The 25751-nt window shown below is 68.1% G+C and carries 22 protein-coding genes; 8 read left to right on the top strand and 14 right to left on the bottom strand.

Translation table 11 applies throughout. The features are described 5' to 3' along the window. Positions 1-58: 58 nt before the first annotated feature. Complete coding sequence (locus tag VGD44_RS14085) at positions 59-568, bottom strand: RidA family protein (protein WP_331088097.1); 510 nt, start codon at positions 566-568, stop codon at positions 59-61. Between the two features lie 199 nt (positions 569-767). Then, positions 768-1988, bottom strand: a complete 1221-nt coding sequence (locus VGD44_RS14080) for an MFS transporter (RefSeq protein ID WP_331088095.1) — start codon at positions 1986-1988, stop codon at positions 768-770. Positions 1989-2249: 261 nt separating this feature from the next. Here VGD44_RS14080 and VGD44_RS14075 point away from each other — a divergent pair, with 261 nt between their 5' ends. From VGD44_RS14075 to VGD44_RS14065, 3 genes are all read left to right on the top strand, one after another. Beyond that, positions 2250-3683 carry an FAD-binding oxidoreductase gene (locus VGD44_RS14075; protein WP_331088093.1) on the top strand — a complete coding sequence of 478 codons (1434 nt, stop codon included), beginning with the start codon at positions 2250-2252 and terminating at the stop codon, positions 3681-3683. A gap of 128 nt (positions 3684-3811) precedes the next feature. Further along, positions 3812-4489, top strand: coding sequence for a TetR/AcrR family transcriptional regulator (locus VGD44_RS14070; protein ID WP_331088091.1), 678 nt, complete (start codon positions 3812-3814; stop codon positions 4487-4489). A 241-nt stretch (positions 4490-4730) separates the two neighbouring features. Beyond that, positions 4731-5546: an SDR family NAD(P)-dependent oxidoreductase gene (locus tag VGD44_RS14065; protein WP_331088088.1), complete on the top strand. Its 816-nt coding sequence runs from the start codon at positions 4731-4733 to the stop codon at positions 5544-5546. 24 nt (positions 5547-5570) lie between these two features. Here the strand turns inward: VGD44_RS14065 and VGD44_RS14060 are convergent, their stop codons facing one another. Beyond that, positions 5571-6422 carry an SMP-30/gluconolactonase/LRE family protein gene (locus VGD44_RS14060; protein ID WP_331088086.1) on the bottom strand — a complete coding sequence of 284 codons (852 nt, stop codon included), beginning with the start codon at positions 6420-6422 and terminating at the stop codon, positions 5571-5573. A gap of 224 nt (positions 6423-6646) precedes the next feature. On the opposite strand from VGD44_RS14060, the gene VGD44_RS14055 reads away from it, so the two are divergent. Further along, the gene (locus VGD44_RS14055) at positions 6647-7948 is read left to right on the top strand and encodes an amino acid deaminase (protein WP_331088084.1); all 1302 of its coding nucleotides are present in this window, start codon (positions 6647-6649) and stop codon (positions 7946-7948) included. A 34-nt stretch (positions 7949-7982) separates the two neighbouring features. Then, a complete protein-coding gene (locus tag VGD44_RS14050) occupies positions 7983-8783 on the top strand; it encodes an HpcH/HpaI aldolase family protein (protein WP_331088082.1) in 801 nt (266 codons plus the stop codon). A 71-nt stretch (positions 8784-8854) separates the two neighbouring features. On the opposite strand, the gene ald is transcribed toward VGD44_RS14050, so the two are convergent. Continuing rightward, a complete protein-coding gene (ald, locus tag VGD44_RS14045; RefSeq protein ID WP_331088080.1) occupies positions 8855-9955 on the bottom strand; it encodes an alanine dehydrogenase in 1101 nt (366 codons plus the stop codon). Positions 9956-10024: 69 nt separating this feature from the next. Then, complete coding sequence (locus VGD44_RS14040; protein ID WP_331088076.1) at positions 10025-11332, bottom strand: cytochrome P450; 1308 nt, start codon at positions 11330-11332, stop codon at positions 10025-10027. 565 nt (positions 11333-11897) lie between these two features. On the opposite strand from VGD44_RS14040, the gene VGD44_RS14035 reads away from it, so the two are divergent. Further along, positions 11898-12455, top strand: a complete 558-nt coding sequence (locus tag VGD44_RS14035; RefSeq protein WP_331088074.1) for a TetR/AcrR family transcriptional regulator — start codon at positions 11898-11900, stop codon at positions 12453-12455. Positions 12456-12472: 17 nt separating this feature from the next. Here the strand turns inward: VGD44_RS14035 and VGD44_RS14030 are convergent, their stop codons facing one another. From VGD44_RS14030 to VGD44_RS14015, 4 genes are all read right to left on the bottom strand, one after another. Further along, positions 12473-13249 (bottom strand): Coq4 family protein, encoded by a 777-nt coding sequence (locus VGD44_RS14030; RefSeq protein ID WP_331088072.1) that lies wholly within the window; start codon positions 13247-13249, stop codon positions 12473-12475. Between the two features lie 66 nt (positions 13250-13315). Next, positions 13316-13480, bottom strand: coding sequence for a hypothetical protein (locus VGD44_RS14025; protein ID WP_331088070.1), 165 nt, complete (start codon positions 13478-13480; stop codon positions 13316-13318). A gap of 162 nt (positions 13481-13642) precedes the next feature. Next, entirely contained in the window at positions 13643-14290 is a 648-nt protein-coding gene (locus tag VGD44_RS14020) for a class II aldolase/adducin family protein (protein WP_331088068.1), read from the bottom strand. Positions 14291-14295: 5 nt separating this feature from the next. Further along, positions 14296-15582 carry a four-carbon acid sugar kinase family protein gene (locus tag VGD44_RS14015; RefSeq protein ID WP_331088066.1) on the bottom strand — a complete coding sequence of 429 codons (1287 nt, stop codon included), beginning with the start codon at positions 15580-15582 and terminating at the stop codon, positions 14296-14298. 196 nt (positions 15583-15778) lie between these two features. Between VGD44_RS14015 and VGD44_RS14010 the strand changes: the two genes are divergently transcribed. Continuing rightward, on the top strand, positions 15779-17038 hold the full coding sequence (locus tag VGD44_RS14010) for an aminotransferase class III-fold pyridoxal phosphate-dependent enzyme (RefSeq protein WP_331088064.1): 1260 nt from the start codon (positions 15779-15781) through the stop codon (positions 17036-17038). A 22-nt stretch (positions 17039-17060) separates the two neighbouring features. Here the strand turns inward: VGD44_RS14010 and VGD44_RS14005 are convergent, their stop codons facing one another. The 5 genes from VGD44_RS14005 to VGD44_RS13985 form a co-directional block, all read right to left on the bottom strand. Then, positions 17061-17741 carry a helix-turn-helix domain-containing protein gene (locus VGD44_RS14005; RefSeq protein ID WP_331088063.1) on the bottom strand — a complete coding sequence of 227 codons (681 nt, stop codon included), beginning with the start codon at positions 17739-17741 and terminating at the stop codon, positions 17061-17063. A gap of 10 nt (positions 17742-17751) precedes the next feature. Beyond that, a complete protein-coding gene (locus VGD44_RS14000; protein ID WP_331088061.1) occupies positions 17752-18978 on the bottom strand; it encodes an NAD(P)/FAD-dependent oxidoreductase in 1227 nt (408 codons plus the stop codon). Between the two features lie 251 nt (positions 18979-19229). Further along, on the bottom strand, positions 19230-22256 hold the full coding sequence (locus VGD44_RS13995) for a TonB-dependent receptor plug domain-containing protein (protein WP_331088059.1): 3027 nt from the start codon (positions 22254-22256) through the stop codon (positions 19230-19232). 689 nt (positions 22257-22945) lie between these two features. Further along, entirely contained in the window at positions 22946-23329 is a 384-nt protein-coding gene (locus VGD44_RS13990) for a VOC family protein (RefSeq protein ID WP_331088057.1), read from the bottom strand. 29 nt (positions 23330-23358) lie between these two features. Then, positions 23359-24468 carry an S-(hydroxymethyl)glutathione dehydrogenase/class III alcohol dehydrogenase gene (locus tag VGD44_RS13985; protein WP_331088055.1) on the bottom strand — a complete coding sequence of 370 codons (1110 nt, stop codon included), beginning with the start codon at positions 24466-24468 and terminating at the stop codon, positions 23359-23361. A gap of 67 nt (positions 24469-24535) precedes the next feature. Between VGD44_RS13985 and VGD44_RS13980 the strand changes: the two genes are divergently transcribed. After that, on the top strand, positions 24536-25751 hold a 1216-nt coding region (locus VGD44_RS13980), incomplete at its 3' end, for a glycoside hydrolase family 3 protein (RefSeq protein WP_331088053.1).

The following is a 25751-nucleotide window of genomic DNA, read 5'->3' as shown; positions in this document are numbered from 1 at the left end:
GCTGAGGCGCCCCTGGCCGCGGGACGCGCCCTCCACAACACAGCGCGGCGGCGAGGGCTCAGTCCCGATGAACGGCGACGATCATCTCGATCTCGACCGCGATCTGCCCTGGGAGCGAACCCATTCCCACGGCGGAGCGGGCGTGCGCGCCGATGGCCTCGCCGAACACCTCGATCAGGAAGTCGGAACACCCGTTGATCACCGGCGGATGGGCCGTGAAATCCGGCGCGGCGTTGACCATGCCCAACACTTTGACGATCCGCCTCACGCGTTCGAGGGAGCCGACCGCGACCTCCAAGGCTGACAGCAGGTTGAGCGTCGTGAGGCGCGCGGCCTTGTAGCCGTCCTCCAGCGTCAGGTCGGTCCCGACCTTGCCCTTGAACACAATGCCCGTCGCATCCACCGGGCCCTGGCCCGACAGGAACACCAGGTCGCCCTCCACCACTGCGGGGCGGAAGTTCGCGACCGGGGGCCGAGGCGGCGGCAGCGTCAGGCCCAGCGCCGTCAGACGCTGATAGGGGCCGACTCCTCCAGCTGGGCTCCCGTCGCTCGGGCGCGCTTCGGACATAGGTCTGGCTCCTCTTCTTGGGCCACGGGCTCGATCTCCCGGGTGATGGCGTGCGCCTCCGGTCAGGTCCGGCGCAGTCGGCTGGAAGCCGTTCGAGAAAGGTGCCCGTGGCCGACGCCCCGGGCAGTTTTTTCGCATCCGCGCCATGACTGCGGAGTGCGGAGGAAGGAGAAGGCCGTCGAGGGGCCAGGGCTGCGTGTCAGGTCGCCGGCGCGACCCCGGCCGAACGCACGGTCCGCAGATGCTGCAAGTGAACGCCCAGCGACATCAGGAACGCCGTCCCGAAACAGATTGCGCACACCACGAGCGCGCCCCTCGTCTCCACGTCGTTCACCAGGAAGGAGCAGAAGAGCGGCCCGGCCGAACCGCCGAGCAGCTGGGCCCCCGGCACGATAACGGCGATGCGCCGGGTCGGATCGGTTTCGATGACGAACGGGAGCTGGAAGGGAAGGAACAGGAGCCAGAAGAAGCCGAAGACCCCGGCCGCGATCGCGAAGGGGACGAGCCCTGGGAGCTGGGCCAGGACCAGGAGGACGATGGCGTTCACGACGAGGCAGATGACGAAGACCGAGAAAAACGAAATCCGGGCTGCCGCGAAGGCTGCGACGGTGGAGCCGGCGACCGAGGTTGCGAGGACGACGGAGACGATCAGGCCCAGGCCCGGACCATCGATCTTCGCCTGGGCCGCGACCGGGGCGAGATAGGCAAACAGGCCGATGGAGAAGGCGGCGATCAGGAACACCGAGGCCAGGCTCAGCAATGAGGCCGCCGAATAGCCGCGAACGGACCCCTCGCGCTTGGGCGCGGGAGGCAGGTCCACAAAGCTGTTCGGGATGAACGGAACCATCAGGAGCGCAAGGCCGGCTGTCGCCGCCATCGCATAGAATCCTCCGTTCGCGCCGAAGGCGGCGATGACCGTCACGGGCGCAGCCGCCGCGAACGCCAGCTGCGTGACGCCTTGCGCGGTCAGGAACACAGCGGCCCACCGCGCCGGCGCGGAGGATCGCGCGATCATCGAGGCGGCGCACCAGACCATCAGGCCCTCGGCGAGGCCTGCGACCCCCCGGTTGAGGACGACGGCGAAACCGGAGTGCTGGCGGACCAGGATGTCGGCGACGATGGCGACGCTGGCGGCGGCAGCCATCTTCAACCGCATATGCGTGGGCTTGAGAACCGCGCCCGCGGCGGTGATCATCACGCCCAGGCTCAGGAACTCGGATGTCGTGGCCCAGCCGAGCTCGGCGGCGCTCAGGCGCTGGTCGGCGAGAAGCGCCCCAAGCAGCACCGGCTGAACCCCGCAAATCAGCATGCCCATGGTGCCGATGGTGAGGATGGCGACCATCTCAAGCCCGGTGGGCCGCGGTCCGATCCAGGCCAGCGCTCCATCTGCGCCAGGCTCGCGTTCACCGGCGACCTGCATCCGTTAGACTCCATATGGGCGATCCATGTAGTCATTACTATGCCTCAACCCCTGTCAAGACAGGACCTGGGGTCCGGTTCCGCGCGCCGGCCTCGTGCTGCCTTCGTCGTTACGTTCCGTGCGAAGCGTCGAGCAGCGTCCAAGGGGCGGCGATCCGCGTGCAGCGCGACGCGATGCTGGTAGCAATTGCTACATGATGTTGCGGCCTTATAGTGTGAGCTCGCTGGCCCGCCCGGCGGGAAGTGGGTAAGGAAGGACGGCATGCGCCCGGAAGTGGTGAACACGCCTGATGAGCGCGATATCGAAGAGCTGAAACGTCGCGTCGGGGCCGCCGGGATCGTCACGGACTCGGCCCGAGCCAGCTATGAAACCCCGGCGCGCTACCCCAGCGGCATCGCCGCTGCAGTCGTGCGCCCGGCGAACGCGGCGGAGGTGTCTGCGGTGCTGGCCTACTGTCTTGCCCGGGGACTGCGCGTGATCCCCCAGGCCGGACACACGGGGCTCGCGCTCGGCGGCACCCCGGACGCTTCCGGACAGGACATTGTTCTGTCCGTGGATCGTCTGAAGACCGTCCACCACATTTGTCCGCTCGACCGCACGGTCACCGCGGACGCCGGGGTGCGGCTTTCGGCTCTCAACGACGCCCTGGAACCCTACGGCCTCTTCTTGCCCATCGATCTGGGCGCCGATCCGATGCTCGGCGGCATGGCCGCGACCAACACCGGCGGTGCTCGCTTCCTTCGTTACGGCGACATGCGCGCTCAGGTGCTGGATCTCGAGATCGTCCTGGCTAAGGACGATGCGCCCGTCGTGAGACTCGGCGCGGGGCTCCGGAAGGACAACACGCGCCTGTCGCTGAAGGACCTCGTGGTGGGCGCCGGAGCCGCCTTTGGCGTGATCACGAGGGTCACAGCGCAGGTCCATCCCCTGCCGCGACAGACGGCTGCCGCCCTGCTCGTCCCGTCGCACCCGGAGAAGACCCCGGAGATCGTTGCGCGCCTCGAGCGCGAGGCCGGAGAACTCATCTCCGCGCTCGAAGGCATGTCGGGCGCGGCCATGGGCCGGGCGCTCGACGAAGTTCCCGGCCTTCGCAACCCTTTCGGCGGGCCTGCGCCGGCCTACGCCTTGCTGCTGGAGCTTTCGACGACCCTTTCGCCTTCCACCCTGCAGCTTGACGAGGCGCTTCTTTCGGTCCTGGCCCCGTTGGTCGAGGGGCCCGACACGCTCCTTCAGGACGTGCTGGTGACTCCACCCTCCGCGCTCTGGTCCCTTCGCCACAGTCTGAGCGAGGGGCTTCGTCGCGGTGGCCAAGTGGTCGGGCTCGACCTGGCTTTCCGGCGCGATCGCGTCTTCGCGTTCCGCCAGGCGGCTCTGCGGCTGCTGGCGCAGCTGGGGACCGACGCCGAAGTCTGCGATTTCGGCCATGTCGCCGACGGCGGGGTACACTTCAACCTTGTGGCGCCGGCGACCACCTCAAAGGACGAGCTCCATTCGGTACGGGACGCGCTGTTGGACCTCGCCGTGCACGAGTTCGGGGGGAGTTTCAGTGGCGAGCATGGCCTGGGACCGGCCAACCAGGCCGCCTACGACCGCTATGTGCCCAGCGAAGAGCGCGGGCTCGCGGGCGAAATCCTGGCCGGACTGGGCGTAGGGGCGTGCGGCCACGTCCGCCTGGGCCGATCCGCGGTCGTTTAGGCGCAGATGGCGAGGGACGTGGCAATCCCGGTAAGACCGGGTCAGGCACCTCGCCGACGGCGGGGCGTTGCGGCCCCACGGCATCAATGGTCCACTCTGGGCAACCCGACAGGAATCTTTGAGACTTCATGACTGCGACGAGACGAAAGCGATCGCCGGGCAAGGTGGCGGAGACGTCGCAGGAGCGCACGCCCCCGCGGCCCCCGCCCCTGTCCGGCAAGCCAAAGGAAACCTACGACAAGCTCGTCCAGGCCGCGGGCGAGATATTGGGAGAGGTCGGGTTCGAGCGGCTGACCTCCAACGCGATCTGCACGCGCGCCAATGTGACGCCACCGGCGTTCTATCACTACTTCCGGGACAAGTATGAGATCCTCGAGGTCCTGGCTCGCCGGCTGCTCAAGCGCCAGAACGACGCATATGCGATCTGGCTCTTCGAGCAAGGCGGCTGGCTCGATGCCGAGCGGCGCACGGCGGCTCTTGCGGATTGGTTCCGGATCGCCGCCGACATCGTCGCGACAGAGCCCGGCGCCATCTGGACGATGCGGGCCCTCAAGGCGCTCCCCAACCTGGCCCACGTCCGGCTCGAGTCACAGCGGATGAACACGGATCGGCTTTTCCAGGTGTACCGGCGCGCCTTCCCCGACATGGATGCCGACCTGTTGTGGCAGAGGCTCCGGATCCGCTCCGAGTTCGGCTGGATGGTAGACGAGTTGGCGTTGGAAGAGGATCGGCTCCCTCGGGAGGCCTTGTTCCGCGAGGCGGCGCGAATGATGACCCTCTCGCTCATCAGCGACGAACCGACCTAGCCTTTGCTAGCCCGGCTAGGAGAGGGTCGTGAGGCCGCCTCCAAGTCGCTCGCTGAGGGAAAAGTCAGCCTAGCCCCGCAGGCCGCGGCAGGCCTCGCGCTGCTAGAGAATCTTCATATAGTGATTGCTATGTACCCTTCCGGCCCCTATTGCTGATAGCGTTCAGCTCGGGGACGTGGCGTTGGGCTCTGAGCCCAAACGACGGCCGTCGGCGCTGCGTACGAAGTGAAATGGGACGGCCATGGCAAGAAAGATCGAATCTCGGACCCTGCTCGTCACGGGCGCCGCGCAGGGCATCGGCGCGGCGATCGCCCGCCAAGCCGTGGCGGCGGGGCACCGTGTCGGGCTCGCGGATATCAATACGGCCGGCGTAAGCGCCCTGGCCGACGAGCTAGGCGAGGCGTCGATGGCCGTGACGTTGGACATCACGGACGAGGCGGCCTGGCAGCGGGCTCTGGACGCGGTCGAGCAGCGGTTCGGGCCGCTCGACGTCCTCATCAACAACGCCGCGGTCGTGCACGTCGGGCGGGCCGAGAACGTGCCCGTGCGAGGACACCAGCAGACCCTCGACGTCAACTTCATGGGCCCCCTCAAAGGGATGCTCGCCGCCCTGCCGCGGTTCAAGGCGCGCGGCCGAGGCCACTTCGTCACCGTCTGCAGCATGACCGGCTTCCTGCCGTTCCCGGGGCTGGCGAGCTACGCCGCCGCCAAGCACGCGCTCCGCGCCTTCCATCACGCCCTGGCGCTCGAGCAGCGGAAGGAGCCCCTGAACTTCACGATCGTTCACCCGACGTCGACCGAAACGCCGATGCTTGAGCAGGAGGCGGCGAGTGACGAAGCCCCGCTCTGCTTCTCTTCCCGTTCGGTGACGGCGGACTTCGTGGCCGAGGTGGTGCTCGATGCGATGCACAGGCGCAAGATCGAGGTCTTCATGCCCCCGCAGCGCGCCCGTACCGTGAGGATGGTGGGCACCAACCCGCGGATGCTGAAGGCGCTCGTCGATCAGGGCGAGGTGACCGGAGCCGCGAACCTGAACCAGCGACGGGCCTCGCGCTGAGCTCGCGGGTCGGGGCGAGGCCGTTCAAGGATAGCCGGCCCCCGGCACGTCCACTTCCACGGCGAGGATTCGCGCCGTGTGGTTGGCGAGGCAGTACTCGGGATCGGTGCTGTCGGCCGTGCAGATGAAGAGGGTGCGGCGATCGGCGCCGCCGAGCATCGCCGCAATCGCCATCTGCTCGGTGGGAATCCGTTCCAGGACGTCACCGCCTTCGCGGATGCGCAGCACCTCCCGCGTTGGCGGCGACGCTACCCAGATGGCGCCCTCGGCGTCCAGGCAGATCCCGTCCGGGAACGCGCCCTCCGGCATAGGGGCCCAGGCGCGCTGGTCGCTGAGCTCGCCATTGTCGTCGATGGTGAAGGCGGTCAGGCGCCGTCCGGCGCTCTCGCCAACGATCAGCGTACGGCCGTCCGGCGAAATGACGGATCCGTTCGGGAAGAGCAGGCCTTCGGCTGCCACGCTCGCGCGGCCGTCCGGCGTGACCTTCGCGAGCTTGGCGGGCTTAACCTCCAGCCTGGGCGTCAGTGAGAATCCGAAGTTGCCGACATAGGCCGTGCCGTCCGCCGCCACGACCATGTCGTTGGCATGCCACGTCGCAATCCCCGAGAGGTCCGCATGCACTCTGAACGTCCCACCCGGCTCACGCCGTAGCAACCGCCGGTCATGCATGGAGACGACGAGCAGCGTGCCGTCGGGAAGCCAGCCGAGGCCGGACACCGGTCCGTCGAACGTGGCGACCACCTCGGCCCCACCTTCCTCGCTCAACCGGAGAATCCGGTTTGCGTGAATATCGGAGACATAAAGGCCCTCTCCCGGACGCCACCGCGGCGCCTCACCGAAGGACAGGTCGGATTGAAGGGTCCTGAGGTTGCCCATGCTGACTGATCTCCGGGAGGCAAGGGGCTCGGGTCGATCCGAACCGCGTCGAACCTCACGGTAGCCGAACGCGCCCAGACGCATCTACATAAAACTATGTCACGTCGGCTCCCGATGACATTCGGCCCCGTCCAGGGTCGGCAAACCACCGACGGCCCAACGTCTTGCGCACCCCCTCAAATCATATATAGCAAAGACTAGATATGTATTACCCCTGAGACGTCATGACTGAGCTTCGTCGGTTTGCGGCCGATTTGCCCCTGCAGCCCTGCGACAAGGGCGCGCCCGGCCGGGTCGAGGTCGCGCTCGATCAGGTCTCAGAACAGCGGTGGAGCCTTCTGGGGGAGGATCTGCCGATGCCAGCGGCAGTCATCAAGCGGGCGGCCCTGCACAACAACAGCCGATGGATGAAGGGCTTTCTCGACGTCACCGGCTGCCGGATCGCACCGCACGGGAAGACGACGATGAGCCCGGCGCTGTTTGCGCTTCAGATCGAGGACGGCGCCTGGGGCATCACCCTCTCCACGCCACACCAGCTGCATGTCGGCCGTGCGTTCGGCTTCCAGCGTATCCTGCTCGCCAACCAGCTCGTCGGCCGGTCTGCGATGGATTGGGTCATGGCGGAGATCCAGCGGGATCCTGCGTTCGAATTCCACTGCCTGGTCGATTCCCTCGAGAACCTGGAAGAGCTCGCCGCTGCGGCGCGCGCCTGGGCGCTCGACCGCCCGCTCCGCGTTCTTGTGGAGATCGGGTTCGAGGGTGGCCGGACCGGGTGCCGGAGCGTCGAGGCCGCCCTGACGGTGGCCCGCCGAGCCGCGCAACTGAGCGATGTGATCGCGCTTGCGGGCGTCGAGGGCTTCGAAGGGATAATCCGCGGCCCGACGGAGCCGGAGACCATTGCGCGCGTGGAGGCGTTCCTCGGGCAGATGGTCGATTTGGCGCAGGCGTGCGCGCAAGAGAAGCTGTTCGCGCCCGGGTTAGTGATCTTCACCGCCGGCGGCTCGGCCTTCTTCGATTTGGTGTCGAAGCGGCTTGGGGCGATCGAGATCGGCCAGGAACACGCCGTCATCCTGCGGAGCGGCTGCTACCTCACCCATGACTCTGTGATGTATACTCAGCTGTTCCACCAGCTGAAGTCGCGCGCGCCGGAGTTGGCGGACCGGCTGGGCGAGCTCGAGCCCGCCCTTGAAGTCTGGGCCTATGTCCAGTCGCGGCCGGAGCCGGGGCGCGCCATCGTGGCGCTCGGAAAGCGGGACATCTCCTACGACCACCTTCCCGTGCCGGTGGGCTGGTGCCGGCCCAAGGGAAAGACGCGCAAGGTCGAGGCTGCGCCGGATCACCACAAGGTGCTCGCGCTGAACGATCAGCACTGCATCATGTCGGTGCCGGAAGACAGCCCCTGGCAGGTGGGGGACCTGGTGGGCTTTGGCGTCTCCCACCCCTGCCTGACCTTCGACAAGTGGCGCGTGCTGCACCTCGTGGACGACGACTACCAGGTCGTCCAGTCCATTCGGACCTACTTCTGAACCCGCGCCAGACCGCAACGCAAAGGAACGACACGTGAGCAATCCGCTTAAGGCGCACCTCCTGGCCGGCAAGGTGGCGCTGAACGCCTGGTCGCTGCTGCCCTCGACGTTCGCGGCCGAGTTCCTGGTCCAAGGGGGCTGGGACAGCATCACCTTCGACATGCAGCACGGTCTTCACGACTACGCCTCGGCCGTCGCCTGCATCCAGGCCTGCCAGAAGTATCCGGTGACGCCCCTCGTTCGCGTGCCGTGGAGCGAGCCGGGCATCCTGGGCAAGGTCCTGGACGCCGGCGCCTGGGGCGTGATCGTCCCCATGATCAACACGGCCGAAGAGGCCCGCGCCCTCGTCCGCGCCTGCTACTATCCGCCCATGGGCATGCGGTCGAACGGTCCCGTCCGCGCTGCGGCCTACGGGACCCTCTCGCCCTACCAGAGCATCGCCAATGACGAGATCCTGATCCTGCCGCAGATCGAGACGGCGGAGGGCGTGGAGAACGCCGCGGAGATTCTCGACGTCGAGGGCATCAGCGGCATCTATGTGGGCCCGTCCGACTTGGCCTTCTCGCTGGGGTTGCCGCCTGCCCTCGATCGCGAGGAACCGCAGATCCTCGACATCTACCGACACCTGCTCGACCTGGCCAAGGCGCGGGGCCGGCTCGCCGGCATCCAGAACATGAGCCCCGCCTACGGCGCGCGGATGGCGGAGATGGGTTTTCAGCTGATCACCGTCGGCAGCGACGGCCTGTTCCTCGGCCGTGGCGCCCATGCGGCGACCAAGGCCGCGCGCGAGGCGCTGAGCGAGGGACGAGCGGGTCTCGTCGAGACGGACCGCTAGACCCATCGCGAGGATGGCCGCACGCCTCCTCTCAGGCTCCCTTCCGCGCTGTGCGGCGAGGCCCGTCCTCGCTAGGCGGGCATCAGCGGCAATCCCATCGATCCTGCCACCGCCGGGTGGGCGACGCGGCCGCCCACCACGTTCAGGCCGGCGGCGAAGCCGCGATCCTCGGCCAGCGCGCGCTCGACCCCCTTGTCCGCCAGCGCGAGCACGTACGGTGTCGTCGCCGCGCCCAGCGCATAGGTGGAGGTCAGCGGGGCGGCGCCCGGCATGTTGGCGACGCAATAGTGCACCACGCCGTCGACCTCGTAGGTCGGCTCGGCGTGGGTGGTCGGCTTGGAGGTCTCGAAGCAGCCGCCCTGGTCGATGGAGACGTCCACCAGCACCGAGCCCTTGCGCATCAGCTTCAGGTCCTCGCGACGGATCAGCTTGGGCGCGGCGGCGCCGGTCACGAGCACGCAGCCGATCACCAGGTCGGCCGTGGGCAGCAGTTCCAGCAGGGCGCCGCGCGACGACAGCATGGTGCGGGCGCGGCCTTCGAAGTGGGCGTCCAGCTGGGCCAGGCGCGAGGGCGAGATGTCCATGATGGTGACGTCGGCGCGCATGCCCACCGCGATCTCGGCGGCGTTGAAGCCGGAGACACCGCCGCCCAGCACGATCACCTTCGCCGGCGCCACGCCGGGGACGCCGCCCATCAGGAGGCCGCGGCCGCCGGCCGGGGCCAGCAGGTAGGCTGCGCCGACCTGGGCGGCCATGCGGCCCGCCACCTGGCTCATCGGGGTCAGCAGCGGCAGGCCACCCTTCTCGTCGAGGATGGTCTCATAGGCGATGCAGGTGGCGCCCGAGGCCATCAGGCCCTTGGTCTGGTCCGGATCGGGCGCGAGGTGCAGGTAGGTGAAGAGCACGTGGTGCGGCTTCAGCAGCGCGATCTCGGACGCCTGCGGCTCCTTCACCTTGACGATCATCTGGGCGGCTTCGAACACGGCCGGCGCATCGGGAAGGATCTTGGCGCCGGCGGCGGCGTAGTCGCCGTCCGACAGGCCCACGCCGGCGCCGGCGCCGGCCTGGACGAACAGCTCATGGCCGCGGGCGACGAGCGTGGCGACGACCGCGGGCGTCAGGCCCACCCGGCGTTCGAGTTTCTTGATTTCGGTGACGGTCCCAATCCGCATTCGACACCCCTTCGTCGGGGCTCAAGGCCCCGGTGTGTTTCTGTGTGAGAGCTCAGATCAGGCGTGCGCCTAAGCCTTCGCCAGGCGTTCCAGGACGACGGGTAAGCGCCGCAGCTGGCACATGGCGTTGTTGTCGATCCAGTCGTCGGGTTGCTCGACGAGACGGATCGACAGCCCGGATTGAAGCACCGCCTCAACCAGGCTCTTGGCCATGAGGCTTGCGGCGAACCGCCCAGGGCAGATGTGCGGCCCGCCGCCGAATGAGGTGGACCCCTGATGCGATCGCGACAGGTCGAAGGTGGCCGGGTCCGGGAAAGCCGCCGGGTCGCGCCCCGCGACGCCCCACATGATCAGGACGCGCGTCCCTTTCGGGATCAGGTAGCCGTCGTAGAGGATGTCCTCGTGCGCAAAGCGGTTGAGGTGGATCACCGGGGGCTCGAGGCGAAGGCACTCGCTCACGGCGGCAGCGACCTTCTCCGGCGAGGACCGCAGCTCCGCCAGGATCGTCGGACGGCGTAGCAGGGCATACATCGTGTTCGTCGCGGCAAGCGCCGCCGTGTGGAAGCCGTCGAACAGGTTGCCGGCGAGGAAGGCGCCCGCGGTCCGGGGAACATAGCCGACGTGGTCGAGGTCGTCGGGAATGTCGACGCCGGCCAAGTCCTCGGTGATCTTCGTCATGACGGGACTGCCGGCGGCCAGGCTCCGATCCGACGCCTGTTCGACCGTCGCCCTGTAAGCCTTGGCGGCGGCATCGGCCTCGGCGATGGACTCGGGCGTCTGCCGCAGGAACAGCATCGGCGTCATCTTGCGGGCTTCGGCGGCCGCGCGGAGCGCCTCCTCGTCGGTCATGCCGATCAGGCCACCCCAGTAGCGGCCGATCAATGGTTCCGCGACGTCACGGACCAGGTCGACCGGCGCCCCCTCCGGAAGCGCCTCGAGGATGTCGGCCGCCAGGCGGCGGGTGCGCTCGGCCAGCGCCGCCGTCGGCTTGGGACCGATCTGGTTGAGAAGGATCCGCCGGAGCACCGGGTTGAGCGGCGCATTGGCGCTGAAGAGCTGGTTCTTGATCAGGTCAGCCATCGCAAGGCCGAGCGGCGGGTCTTCCGCAGGCGGCCCGGCGAGCAGGCCGCCGAACAGCTGGGTGGGCGCGAGCGTCGTGAGCTGAGGCACGGTCGATATGGCGCGGAGATCGGCGTGCCGGAACATGACCAGTTCGCCGCGGTCGCTGCGCAGAAAACGGGGTCGGTCCGACTTGAAGACGTTGGCGCAGAAGCGCCGGTAGGCATCGCGGCCTCCGTCGTAACCGTAGTCCGAAAGCGACGGCAGCGACCCGATATCCAGCGCCTCGGGTGTGGCGGTCCCCGCAGTCTCCGACATCTCGCTCTCCCTCGCACCTTGCCCATTCCGCCGCGCTTCGTCGTCAGCATCGCTGACGGGTAGCCGATCTCTATCATAGCATTTACTACTGCAACAACATCGATTTCCGCTTGACCCGTTCTGCTGCGTCCGAGCTGCGACGACCCAGTGTGCTTTGGTAGAAGCGGCGCCTTACGGCCAATGAGGCGCTGCGCTTAGAGGCCTCTTCCGGGCTTGCAACATGTCGCGCTCGCCCATGGCCCTCCCCCTTGAGGCGCCCCTCGCCCGCCGTTCAAAACCAGCGAGCACCCGGGGTCGGCGTCAGGGCTTCGCCCCCGAACCGACGCTCAAAGCGCGGGCTCCGCACAAGACCTGACGGGCCTCTGTGCTGAGGCTCTGGGGACGCGGAACAATACCCCTGGGATCTCGATCGACCCGTGCGGATGGCTCAGCCGCGGTGATCTCCGAATGCCGTTGGCGCCGATAGCCGTTGTGCCCTCCGACAATCGAGTGGTAACGCCCCGGCATGTCCGCTCCCGAGTTGTCCCTTCGGACCCGGCCGCAGCAGGCCAGAAGTCAGGCGACGATGGAGCGCCTGCTGCGGGTCAGCGCCGAACTGCTGGAAGACGTCGGGGTAGACGGCTTCAACACCAACTTGCTGGCGCAGCGGGCCGGCGTCGGGGTGCGCGCGATCTACCGCTACTTCCCGAACAAATGGGCGATCCTGGTGGCGATGGCGGAGCGCGCGAGCGTGCTGGAGCGCAGCTGGATTGGCGACCTGCGCCGCCAGTCGGGCTCGGACTGGCGCGCCGGGGTCGATCGGGCGATCGACGGCTACTACGAAGCGGCGAGACGACACCGGGGCTACGCGGCGCTGCGGGCCGCCAGCCTCGCCTCGCCGGAGTTGCGGGCGATCGACCAGCGGGTCAGCCAGGAGTTGCAGGACGACCTGGCGACCGGCTTGCGCGAACTGGGGGTCTCGCTCGACGACCGCCGGCTGGAGATCGTTTGCCTGGCGATCATCGAAACCGCCAATCGACTGCTGGACATCGCCCTGCAATCGGAGCCCGCGGCCGCCGACCTTCTGGTCGCCGAACTCAAGCGGATCCTGGTCGGCCTTTTGCAGCAGTACGTCCAGGCCTGATCCGGGCGCAGCGGCCATCAGGTCGCGGCGAGCGCCAACACAGAGTACGGATCCAGGCCGCTCTCGCGCAGGCGCCTATGCGCCAGGTCATACTGCCGAGGCTTTCGGATGCTCATCCGCGCCCGGGCTTCGTCCAGGGGTTCGGCCAGCAGCGCCCGGACGTCCTGCCCATAGATCTTCGCGGCCGCCGCGCCATGCCGGCGCGCCTCGTGGATGGCCGCAAGGAAGGGCGCCGTCGTCTTCACGGCGAAGCGCATCTCCAGCGCACCCAGCCAGGCGATAATCCACTCGGTGCGGTCGTGATACTGCGCGCTCGTAAAGCCCAGCACGCATTGCTCCCCCAGCGCGTCGCGGCCGTAACCGGTCAGGACGTGGGCCAGGTCGTGCAGGTCGCGCAGGCGGTCGGTGAACCACTGCAACCCGTCGGCATGCCGCGCGATGCCCGGCACGGTGCTGGCTTCCACGAGCCCCGCCGCTGACAGCCCTTCGCGCCGCATGAAGTCCACATAGGCGTGGGCCACGCTGCCGGCCGGCAGGCGCAGAAGGGCTTCGTGGTCGTCAAGAAGGTCCGCCAGATCGGGCTCGGACGCCATGAGCGCCCGCCCCGCCTCGCTGCCGCAGAACGCCTCCGCGAGGCTGCGAAACCGGCGGCTGGGCAGGCACTCGCCCATATAGAAAACCTGCGCCGTGTCTTCCTTGTCGGCGATCAGCCTGCGGAAATGGCCGTACGCCGCCACGGGGCGAAACCTCTGGATCGGCCGCGATGGCGCGCAGAATGGGGCGGCTGCGATCATGAGGCCCAGAACCTTCTTCGGGGCTCAAGCACTCGGCCGGCCCGCTTCCACACAAAATGGAAGTAATCACATCCATTTTTTGGGGTCAACCGCCAGGCTGCGTCCCCCAGGTCGGCGCCGGCCGACAACCGGCAGGCGCGGGAGCTGGCGCATGACGTCGCCGCGGAGCCATGCCTCGACCTCCGACGCGTTCCCGATGTCGAGGCCGATACCTATCAGCGCGTCGAGCATGGACCGCGCCATCGCCATGGCCGCAAACCGACCCGCGAGATGCGCGCCGTCGCTGAGGGGGTGGCCCGGGCTGCAACTCCGACCTCGGATCGCACGGAAGGCGCGCCGCCCGCCCGAGCGCCGAAGCGACGGACGCGCCGCGCCGCCAGCTGGACGAGGCCGCTATTTCCCGTAGCCGGTATTGCCGATCCGCCGGTGGAATCCGGCCCATTCGTCCTTTGTCAGGAGTCGCGGCTCCCCCATCGCCAGGGAGTGGATGTAATGACGACAGGAGATCTCCAGCCGAAGGGCCCCTTTGATCGCCGCGTCCATCGTCCGGCCCCGGGCCGTTGCGCCATGGTTACCCATCAGGCAGGCTGACCGCGTCTGCAGGGCCTCCGCCACATCACGGGCGAGTTCGTCGCTGCCGAAGGTGTTGTACGGCACGCAGGGGACATCATCGCCCCCGAAGATGCCGACCATGTAGTGGAAGCCCGGCAGCGGCTTGCAGTGGCAGGCGACCGCGACGCAGTAGTCCGAATGGGTGTGAACGATGGCGTTGGTGTCGCCGCTGCCACGGTAGACGCGCGCGTGGAGCTGCCATTCGCTGGAGGGCTTCTGCCCGGCTTCCCAGCTATCGTCGGGGCCGATGTAGACGACATTGTCCTCGCTGATCGTGTCGCCGCTGGCCCCCGTCGGCGAGATCAGCATCCCCTCGCCGAATCTGAGACTGACATTGCCCGACGAGAGCTCAGTCAGCCCAAGGTCGACCACCTCCTTGTAAGCTCTTACGAGCTCCGCCCGCGCTTCTTTCTCCGAACCTTTGAACATGGTGCTCATCCCTCGACCAACTGGCGCTCGGCCTCTCTGAGGCGCTCAAGCGCGGTGAAGAAAAACTGCGGATCGCCCATGCTGCCGGGCTTCAGCACGAACGACATCGGCCGCGGGCCGGGCGCATGGCAGTAGCCTCCGAACAGCTCGTCGTAGCGGGCGACCTCGAGCCGCCCCACGCCCAGCGCCTCGAGGATCTCGCCTGATGTTTCGCCGCCGGCGATCACGAGCTTGCCCACGCCGAGGTCGCGCAGGCGAACCGCCACCTTGGCCAGCAGTCGATCGGCCCGTTCCGAAGCCCCCTCGGCGCCGAACTTCGCCTGCGCCTCGATCACCCCGGCCGGATCGGCGGAGGTGGCGATCGCGACGGGCCCGACCGGCAGACGCTCAGCCGCCCAGGCCACGATCGTCTCGACGAGCGCGGGGTTGTCGCTGTCCCGGACGAGGTCGACGTGCCAGACGGGATGCCGCTGACGAAAGGCGCACAGCTGGTCCCTCGTCGCCTGACCGCAGCTGCCGGCGATGACCGCTTCATGCCCCGAGGCCTGCGGGAGCAGCCGACGGCCGCTGCCGGCTTGCGGGGCTGCGCCCCCGCGGCGATCGCTGACGATCGCGGGCGGCAGGGAGTCGCCGCCCGTGACGAGGGGCCATGTGCGGACGAGGGCTGCGATGCGCGAGATGTCCGCATCATCGATGGCGTCCATGACCCAGAATGCGGTGTCCGGTCGCGCCTCCAGCGCTTCGCCGATCGAGGGCGTCGCAGCGTTCAGCATGTGGCGGTCGGCGAGTCCGACGGACCGCCTCGTCTGACCGCGCAGCTTGGCGACGATGTCAGAGGTGGTCGCAGGCCTTACCGGATCGAGCCGCTTGGCGGACTCCGACAGCAGTGTCGAGCCGACGAAGATGTGTCCCTGGTACATGGTCACCCCGCGATCGAGATAAGCGGGGCAGAAGAGGGTTCGTGGCGCTCCGGTCACGGACATGAGTGCGTCGGCGATCGGGCCGATATTGCCCTGGTCGTTGGAATCGAACAGCGCGCTGTATTTGAAGTACACGGTCTTGGCGCCGCGCATCGCGAAAGCTGCGCCCGCCACCTTGGCCTCATATCGCGCGATCTGGGGCGCTACGAGGCGGATCTTGCGCGCGAGGACGACCGCCGTCGCATTCGTCGGAAGGTCGGCAATATGCTCGGCGTCCGTCACCAACGGACAGATCACGCCGGCCGATTCCAGTTTGCTGGCGATGATCATGCCTCCCGTCAGATCATCGGCCAGGACCGCAAGCTCAAGCACTGTTCCCTCCCTCTCCCGCCGACGTGCGCTGACCTCTTGGTCGCCGGCGGCGGCTTTATCGCGCTGCCCGCACGACCGGCATGCGCCGGGGCCGGCAGGCGGCCTTCGTTTCAAAGCCTCGCCCAGCGTCTGAATCCGCGCTTGGTTTTGGCGAGAGGTCTATGATAGCATTTGCTATCACAGAAAGCGAGGGATGATGTTGAACAAAGCGAATTCTCAGGACGCGGTCTGGCGGCAGCGTGCCAAGGCCGTCGTGCCGAACGGCGTGTACGGTCACCTGTCGACCCGGATGCTGCCTGAGGCCTATCCGCAGTTCTTCGCCCGCGCGGAGGGCGCCATGATCTGGGACGTCGATGGGGGCGGCTACATCGACTACATGTGCGCCTTCGGTCCGAACCTGTTCGGGTACGGCGATCGGGAGATCGACGACGCCTACATCGCTCAGCTGCGAATTGGCGACACCTTGACGGGTCCGACGCCGCTCCTCGTTGAGCTCGCCGAAGCCATGGTGGCGCAGGTCTCCCACGCGGAGTGGGCGCTCTTCTGCAAGAACGGCACCGACGCCACGACCGCGGCGGTCATGGCGGCGCGGGCTGTTACTGGGCGTGCGACGATCCTGCGCGCCCGAGGCTCCTATCACGGCACTGCGCCTTGGTGCACGCCGAGGCCAGCGGGTACGACCGAGGCCGATCGAGGCCACCAGGTGTGGTTCGACTACAACGATGTCGAAAGCCTCAGGGCCGCCGCGGCGCAGGCGGGCGGTGACCTGGCCGCCATCATCGCGACGCCGGTCAACCAGAACACCTTCCTGGATCAGGAGATGCCGAGCGCCGAGTACGCCCAGGCCGCTCGCGCGATCTGCGATGCGGCGGGCGCTCTTCTCATCACCGACGAGGTGCGCAGTGGCTTCCGGGTCGTGCGCGACGGCATCTGGGACGTGCTGGGCGCGCCGCCCGACCTGTCGGCCTGGGGAAAGGCCATCGCGAACGGCCACTGCCTTTCGGCGGTGATGGGCAACGCCAAGGCCCGGCCGGGAATCGAAGAGATCTTCGTGACCGGCTCGTACTGGTTCGCGGCGGCCTCGATGGCGGCGAGCCTGGTGGTGATGGATCGCATCAAGGACGGCGCCTACCTCGATCGGATTAACGACATCGGCGGCAAGCTGCGCACCGGCCTGGACGAAGTGGCCGCGCGACATGGGGTGGGCTTCAACCAAACGGGGCCGGTGACCATGCCGCTGATGCGGTTCACCGAGGACCCGGACTTCCGCGCCGGCTTCTTCTGGTGCACCGAAATGCTGAAGCAAGGCGTCTACCTGCATCCCTGGCACAACATGTTCATCAACACCGCAATGGGCGACGAACACGTCGAAACGACGCTCAAGGCGGCCGACAAGGCGTTCGCGGCGCTCAACCGCGTGCGAGCGAGCCTGCCGCCGAACGAGCGCCTCGGTTGAGCCGTCGGGCCGTGGGCGGCGCCTAGCTCCTGTCCACGGCCAGACGCGCCAGCCGCTGATAGTGGGTGGTCACCATCCAGGCGATGTCTTGGTTGATGCGCGGCTCCTCGGAGACCGGCTCGACGAGAACCATTTCAGAGACAGCGTACGAAAGCTCCACCGTCAAACGAGCGGCGCGAAGGAGTTCGCTCTCCGGCGCGCCTGGGTAGGCTTGGGAGAGCTGCGCGGCGATGTGCCTGGCGACCTCGTCACGCGCGGCGATGCGGATGTCGCGCAAACGCGGGACGGCGCCCAGAGCACGCAGGATCCAGACTCCGCCGAGCGCGTGGCGGGTGATCTCGTTGAGCCGCTGCTGCAGGCGTTCGGCCTTCGCGACGGCGTCCTCCCCGTGGGAAGGCTCGAGCCCGCCCGCGTCCACCCAGGCGAACACAGCTTCGGCCTGGGCGTCTAGAAGCCGTCGGGCGAGTTCGCTGAGGATCGCATACTTGTCCGGAAAGTAGCGATAGAGTGCGGGCGGCGTCATGCCCGCGCGCCGGCACACGAGGTTGGTCGACAACTGCTCGACCCCCACTTCTCCAAGAAGCTCGGCCGCCGCGCTCAAGATCGATTCAACAGTGCGGCGCGCGCGGCTCTGCGCGGGGGTCGTTCGTGCGGCCGGCCGCGTCGCGGAATGGTCTTCGGTCTTGTCGCTGCGCCTGCCCATTTGACCGCGCCTAGGCGGTGACCTCTTTCATGGAAACGCAAGTGTCCGCAAGCTTCGCCTTATTCACGGGCTTGCGGTTGAGAATGAGCATCTTGCCCATCATGAACTCGGGCGGCGCGTTGATCGCCTCGACCGACTGCACCTGGTCACCCTTCAGGTGGAACACCGCGAACCTGGCCGTCGCGGGATCGCCGCGGATCAGGATCTCGTCGACGTCGAAGGCGTAGCCGGCGATCTGGAGCTTCAGGTCGTACTGGTCGGACCACTGCCACGGGCACTCGCCCAACGGGCGCGGCCGGCCGGTGACGGCGCTGGCGGCCTGCTTGGCCTGCTCCAGAGCGTTCGGCACGCTCTCCATGCGGAACATGCGGTCGTAGATCGGCATCGGCCGGTGGGCCACGTCGCCGATAGCGAAGACGTTCGGGTCGCTGACCGAGCGGGCGTCGAGGTCCACCACCACGCCGCGGGCGCACTCCAGTCCGGCGTCACGCGCGAGCTCGTCGTTCGGATGGGCGCCCACGCCCACCACCACGGCGTCGCAGGCGATGACGCGGCCGTCGGCCAGCTTCACGCCGCTGACGTGGCCGTCCCTCCCCTCGAAGCCCACCACCGAGCAGCCGAGCTCGAAGGTGACCCCGTGCTTCTCGTGATAGCCGGTGAAGAAGTCCGAGAGCGCCTTGCACGCCACCCGCGCCAGGATCCGCGCCTCGCGCTCCAGCACGACCACCTCGGCCCCCAGCGCGCGACCCGAGGCGGCGACCTCCAGCCCGATGTAGCCGCCGCCCACCACGGCCAGCGTCTTGCCCGGACCCACGGTGGCCTTCAGCGCCTCCGCGTCGGCGGCCGTGCGCAGGAACAGGATGCCGGCCAGGTCCTTGCCCTCGATCGGCAGCGCGATCGCCCGCGCGCCGGTGGCCAGGATCAGCGTGTCGTAGGAAACCGCCGAGCCGTCCGACAGCGCCACGGTCTTCTCGCCGCGGTTCAGCGACGTGGCGCGCAGCGAGGGACGGAAGTCGATGCCGTTTTCGGCGTAGAACGCCAGCGGCTTCAGCGCCAGCGAGCCAGCGTCGGCCTCACCTTTCAGCCAGGCCTTGCTGAGCGGCGGGCGCTGGTAGGGCGGGATGGGTTCCTCGCCGACCAGAGAGATCGGCCCGCCGTAGCCGTACTGACGCAGGAGCGCCGCAGCGGTCCCGCCGGCGTGACCCGCACCTACAATGACGATGTGGGGTGCGCTCATCGCCGCTCCTGTCCCGTCCACTCCAGCCGATCCCCTTGCGCCCGCGCGCGTCCAAGTGGTCGGGCCGAGCTGAACAGACGAGCGGATCCCCTCCGCCTACTCACCGCACGCACCCTCCCCCGTTCGGTGGCAGGCGGGCCGAGCGCATCACACGAACGCGCCTGAGGGTCGGCGCAAGCGCCGCCGCCACCGAAGTGGCGGCATCAAGCACGAGCCGGTGAGCCGAGTGCGTCGCCTCACCGGCCCAATCATCAGAACGACTTCCGGACGCCGATCTTGAACGTCCGGCCCAACGGGTCTCCCGTCAGGCTGTCGTAGTTGAGGACCGTGCGGGCAAAGCCCGGGTCGCGGTCGAAGACGTTGGTCATCGCGGCGGTGACCGTGGTGTCCCACGGCAGCTTGACCTGATAGGCAAGGTCGAACAGCAGGGCAGCGCGGAGCTTCTGGCCGGCAGAGATTGTGCCGCAGCGCGCCGAGGTCACGGCCGGAATGCCCGCGGCCGTCAAGCCGCCGCACTCGGCCATGGTCCCGGTCTGGAAGGACCGCGTGTACTGGAACAGCTCGGCGCGCTGATCGCGGTAGCTGCTCGTGTAGCGTCCGGTGATCCGCAGATTGTGCGGCCCGCGCGTGAACTCGAGATAGGCCTGCGCCTTCCAGCGGGGCAAAGGGAACGCGACGGTGTCGATGTTCGCCTTGCCGACCGCGTCGAACGCCGAGCTCTCGTCCGCCACGCCGCCGACAACCAGGGCGCCAATCTTGTATTCGTGCACATAGGTTGCGGTGCCGCCCAGGGTCAGTTCACCGCCGGCCACCTCCGGCCAGGTGTACTCGCCGATGAAGTCCAAGCCGGAGGTCTTGATTCGCGGCCCGTTGATCTGGGTCGTGGTCACGCGCGTGATGGTGCTCGAATCGCACCCCGAGCTGAACCCGAAATGGCTTTCGATGAAGGCAGAATCCCCGGTGCAGGGCCCGCCGTCGGGGCCGAAGGCGGCGGCGAGGACGTTGTTCAGCGGCTCGCTCGTAAGGGAGTCCTTGAAGCGGTAGTTCCAGTAGTCGATCGACCCGCGGAACCCGCCCGCCTCGACGATGGCCCCGAGGCCGAAGGAGCGGGCCTTCTCCGGTTTGAGGTCGGGATTGCCGCGGATCTCGACGGGAATGAAGGTGCCGAAGATGTTCTGGCCGGTGACTTCGCTGATCGGGGCGAGCGACAGCTGCGGCGGGGCCCGGAACGTCGTGCCGATCGAGCCCCGGAATGCGAGCCACGACGTCGCCTGCCACTTGGCGCGCGCTTCGGGATTGAAGGTCGAGCCGCCGTCGCGCCCATAGTCTTCATAGCGCGCGGCGACCGCCAGGTTGAGGGTCTCGAGCAGCGGGACGTTCACCTCGCCATAGACCGCGCCGACGTCCTGGCTCAGGTCCACAGGCGTCCCGTAGGCTTCGAACACCAGCGGGCTCGATGGCGAGGGAAAGCAAGCGCCGTTGCCGTTCAGAGGCGTGTCGACGCAGGGCGACAGCTGCGTGTTGAAGAAGGTCGTGTACGTCGCGCGGAAGTCGTTCTGACGAACCTGGCCGCCCACCGCCCACTTGACCGAACCGCCGGGCAGCTCGATGCCGGTCGTGCCGGTGAGGCCCACGTCCCACTGCAGGAGCTGGTTGGTGAACTCGTAGCCGCCGCGGGGATAAATCCAGTTCAGCAGGTCGAGGTCGTTGTTCGCGACGGCCGGATTGTACCCGGGATTGGTCAGGCCATTGCGAGGCGCGCCGGGGACGGCGTTGGAGAAGGGGTTGAGCCACTTGCAGGGCCCGACCCCCGGGACGCCCGTGCGGTAGTCGCAGCCCTGACCGCCGAGCCCGCGCAAAGCGAGCCCAAGCCGCACGTTGACCGCGTCCTGCGTCTCGATCAGCGACACGTACTTCCCGTAGGTCACGCCGAAGGTCCATTCGATGTCGTGCCCGACGAAGTTGTCGGGCAGCTTGCCCTGCAGCTCGCCCGAGACCCGGACCTGTTCGCGATTGAAGTGGACCTGGGCCGGACCGTAGCCGTTCAACGGCGTCCCGCCGGCCAGGAACGGGCGCCAAGTGCCCAGCTCCAACAGGACGCCGTCCGTGCCCGCCGGGAAGACAGAGGGATTCGCCGCGCGGAAGGCGGCCAGACCCGGATTGTCGCCGGGCACGTAGTAGCCCCCTGCGGTCGGCGGCGAGGCGGCGGTGTTCACATCCGGGAACCCGGCCGGCAGGATGTTGGCCGGCACATCGCGCGAAGGGACGTAGGAGGGCGATGTGTTGGCGTGCGGAACGTCGGCGCTGGCGTAAAGGGCGTCGAGGTGAAACGTGATGTCGTCGGTAAGCTTCGTGTCCAGCTGCGCAAAGAGCTGGTAGCGCGTCTGCGTCTCCACCAGGTTGTCCCAGCGCGTGTATTGCACCCGGCAAATGCCGAAGCCTGAGGGCGTCGCGGCCGGCCGGCTCTGAACGCCGCCCAGTTGTGTGCAGCCGGGATCGACGGTGGAGGGTCCCACAGGCGTGAAGCCGCTCAGGGGCGTGAAGCGGCCGGGATTGCCGCCGCCGGTCCACCCCCCTTGGGGGTTCGCACTGTAATCGCGGATCGCCCAATCGCGCTCGACGAGGGGCAGAGCGGATCGCTGCTGCACGCTCGCCGCCAGAAGGATGCTGCTGCGCTCGCCGCTCCAGCCCCAGAGCAGGCTGCCGGTATAGTCGCCATCCGATCCGCGGATGTGACGATAGTCGGCCGCCAGCTCGAGCCCGTCGAAATTCTTGCGTGTGATGAAGTTGACGACGCCTCCGATCGCATCGGAGCCGTAGACGGCTGAGGCCCCGTCCTTCAGCACCTCGATACGTCCAATGGCGGCCAAGGGCATAGTGTTCACGTCCACGTAACTCTTGTCCGTGGGCGCGAGACGCTTGCCGTTGAGCAGGACCAGGGTGCGCTCCGGCCCGAAGCCACGCAGGTTCACCGTGGTCTGGCCGTCGGCGTTCGCGCCGCGGTTGGTGGTGAATTGGTCAGCTTCGCCCAAGGCCCCGGCGCTCACCGGGAGCGCCTTGATGATCTCCAGGGGAGATGGAGCGCCCTGGCGCGCGATCTCATCTGCCGAGATGACGTCGACCGGCAGAGCGGCGTTTTCCGGAGTCCCCTTGATGAAGGATCCGGTCACGACCACCTCGCCGACTTCAGTGGCCGGTGCATCGGCGGCGGCCGCTGCAGCGCCTCCCGCAAGAGACAGCGCCAGCGCCGAGGCGCACCCCATCAGTTCGTATCTCACGTTCCCCTCCCTTGCGGCGTCCTTGCCGGATCGACTGCCGCCAGGAGGCCATGAGCTACTCGTCGGACCCTGTCGGCGAACGACGCGTTATAATAGTATCTACTACCTCTTAGCAAGAGGGTTGCGCGGACGACGTCGACCCCAATTCTGCCCGCAGGTTACGCAAACTCCTAATCTTTCTTCCCGCACCACCTCAGCCGTTGTCTCAGGCCGACTCCGAGAGACGCCGCCTTTTCGCTAGCATATGATACTTATTAGGGCGGCAGCTGTTCGCCAATGCGGCAACCGACGAGCGACGCCTCAGGGGACGGATCCGCCGGCGTGCTGGGCGCCGAGGTCGGCGAAAGAGGGAACGGCCAGAAGGGGTGTCGAAAGGCGGAGGCGGCCTATGTCGACGTGAAATTGTGGCGCAGGCGCCCGGGCTTCAGGTAGGTGCAGGCTCCACGCTGGCCGGCAGACCTACGGGCCAGAGCGCCCCTGCTGGACATGAAAGCCTGCGATGCGAGACCGGCCGGCAGCGGTTGGTATGGTCGATAGCTGCAAGGCGTCGACCCGTGGGCATCGCCTAGAATCTCGCCGTGGCCAGATCGACGAAGGGCTTGGCGCCGAGAGACGGTCCAGGCCCCCTCCCCATCGACCAGCGTGCCGGCATAGCTCACGGCGGCGCCCTCCGCAGGCCGGTGTCGCGGCTATTCGGGCGTGAAGCTGTAGACCGCCAGCTTGTTGCCGTCGGGATCGCGCGTGTAGGCGGCGAAGGCGTTGGGCGCCCAGCCGCGCGGGCCGACCGCCCCCTCATCCGGGCTGCCCAAGGCCAGGGCGATCGCGTGGAACGCCTTCACCGCAGCGCGATCGGGCGCCTCGAAACTCACGGTGACGCCGTTGCCCACCGTCGCGGGTCTGCCGTTGGCGGGCTTGAGGGCGAAGAAGCTGGGCTTGCCTTCCCCCCAGATCGAGCCGTTATCACCAAGGTCGGCGACCCGCGACCAGCCCAGGGTCGCGAGGACCTCGTCGTAGAAGGCGCGAGCTCTCGCGAGATCATTGGTGCCTACGGTGACATGGGTAAACCCAGCCATTGTCGTTCTCTCCCTCGATTTAAGGCAGCTCAATAGACCACCACGCTGCGGATGCTCTCGCCCCTGTGCATCAGGTCGAAGGCCTTGTTGATGTCTTCCAACGGCATCTTGTGGGTGATCATCGGGTCGATCTGGATCTTCCCGTCCATGTACCAGTCCACGATCTTGGGCGTGTCGGTGCGGCCGCGCGCCCCACCGAAGGCCGTGCCCTTCCAGACCCGGCCCGTGACCAGCTGGAAAGGCCGCGTGGCGATCTCCTTGCCCGCCTCGGCCACGCCGATGATGATCGACTGGCCCCAGCCGCGGTGGCAGGCCTCCAGCGCCTGGCGCATGACGGTGGTGTTGCCGGTGGCGTCGAAGGTGTAGTCGGCCCCGCCGCCCGTGAGCTCCACGAGGTGGGCCACGAGGTCGCCCTGCACCCGCTGCGGGTTCACGAAGTGGGTCATGCCGAACTTGCGGCCCCATTCCTCGCGGTCGGGGTTGATGTCGACGCCCACGATCATGTTGGCTCCGACCAGCTTCAGGCCCTGGATGACGTTGAGACCGATGCCGCCCAGGCCGAAGACCACGCAGTTGGCGCCCGGCTCGACATTGGCGGTGTTCACGACGGCGCCGACACCGGTGGTGACCCCGCAGCCCACGTAGCAGGCGGTTTCGAACGGGGCGTCCTTGCGGATCTTCGCCACCGCGATCTCGGGCAGGACGGTGTAGTTCGAGAACGTCGAGCAGCCCATGTAGTGGTAGATCGGCTGGCCCTTGTAGGAGAACCGGCTGGTCCCGTCGGGCATCAGGCCCTTGCCCTGCGTGGCGCGGATGGCGGTGCAGAGGTTGGTCTTGCGGCTGAGGCAGCTTTTGCACTGCCGGCATTCCGGCGTGTAGAGCGGGATCACGTGGTCGCCGACCGCCACCGAGGTCACGCCCGGCCCCACCTCCACCACCACGCCCGCGCCCTCGTGGCCCAGGATCGAGGGGAAGATGCCCTCCGAGTCGAACCCGTCCAGGGTGTAGGCGTCGGTGTGGCAGATGCCGGTGGCCTTGATCTCGACCAGCACTTCGCCGGCCCGCGGACCTTCCAGGTCCACCTCCACGATCTCCAGCGGCTTCTTGGCCTCGAAGGCCACGGCGGCGCGCGTCTTCATCGCAATTTCCCTCGACTCGTTCGGCGGCGGGCACCATTTCCGAAACGGGCGGGGATGTGAAGGCGAGATGGCGGCAAATTCTCTCGATGCGCGGACCGACGAGCTGCTGGCGCAGCTGACGCTTGCGGAGAAGGTGCGGCTGCTGGCCGGCGCGAGCTCGTTCTCGCTGCACGGGGTCGAGCGGCTGGGCGTCCCCAGCCTCAACATGACCGACGGCCCGACCGGCGTGCGCTCGATCAAGGGCACGCCCGCCACCGTGTTCCCGGTGGGCGTCGCCGTGGCCGCGACCTGGAACCCCGACACCGCGGGCGCCGTCGCCGCCGCCATCGCCCGCGAGGCGCTGGCGCTGGGCGACCAGGTGGTGCTGGCCCCCACGATCAACATCATGCGCATCCCCACCTGGGGCCGGAACTTCGAGACCTATTCGGAAGACCCCTACCTGGCCGGCGTGATGGGCGTGGCCTACGTTCGGGGGCTGCAGGGCGAGGGCGTGGGCGCCTCGCTCAAGCACTACGCGGCCAACAACCAGGAGCTGGAGCGGTTCGAGGTGGACGCCCGCGTCGACGAGCGGACGCTGCGGGAGATCTACCTCGCCGCCTTCGAGCGGGTGGTGCGCGAGGCCGATCCCTGGACCGTGATGGCCTCCTACAACCGCCTGAACGGAACCCACGCCTCGCAGCACCGCGGCCTGCTGACCGGCATCCTGAAGGACGAGTGGGGCTACGAGGGCATGGTGGTCTCCGACTGGACCGCCGTGCGCTCGACCGCGCCGGCGGCCAACGCCGGCATGGACCTGGAGATGCCGGGGCCGGCCAAGTGGTTCGGCGACAGGCTGCTGGCGGCGGTGGAGGCCGGCGAGGTCGCCGAGGGCCAGATCGACGACAATGCGCGGCGCGTGCTGCGGCTGATCGTGCGCTCGGGGCTGATGGACGGACCGCGGCCGGCGGGCGAGCTGCGGACGCCGCGGCACAGGGCCGTAGCGTTCGAGGCGGCCTGCGAGGCGATGACCTTGCTGAAGAACGACGGCGGGCTGCTGCCCCTGCGTCCGGGATTGAAGCGGGTGGCGCTGATCGGGCCGAACGCGGTCCGCACCATGTTCCAGGGCGGCGGCAGCTCGCAGGTCGCCACGGAGGAGACCCGCGCCCTCGCCGAAGGCCTGGCCGCCGCGCTGGGCCCCGACGTGGAGCTCGCCGTCCACCGGGGCGTCGACAACGATCCCTACCCGCCGCCGGCCGACCGCCGCCAGTTCAGCCCCGACGAGACCCGCGGCGCCGAGGGGCTCA

It is taken from the genome of Phenylobacterium sp., assembly GCF_036402295.1.
GTDB lineage: Bacteria > Pseudomonadota > Alphaproteobacteria > Caulobacterales > Caulobacteraceae > Phenylobacterium.
The sequence above is the reverse complement of the archived record's forward strand: the minus strand, read 5'-3'. Positions and strand labels throughout refer to the sequence as shown.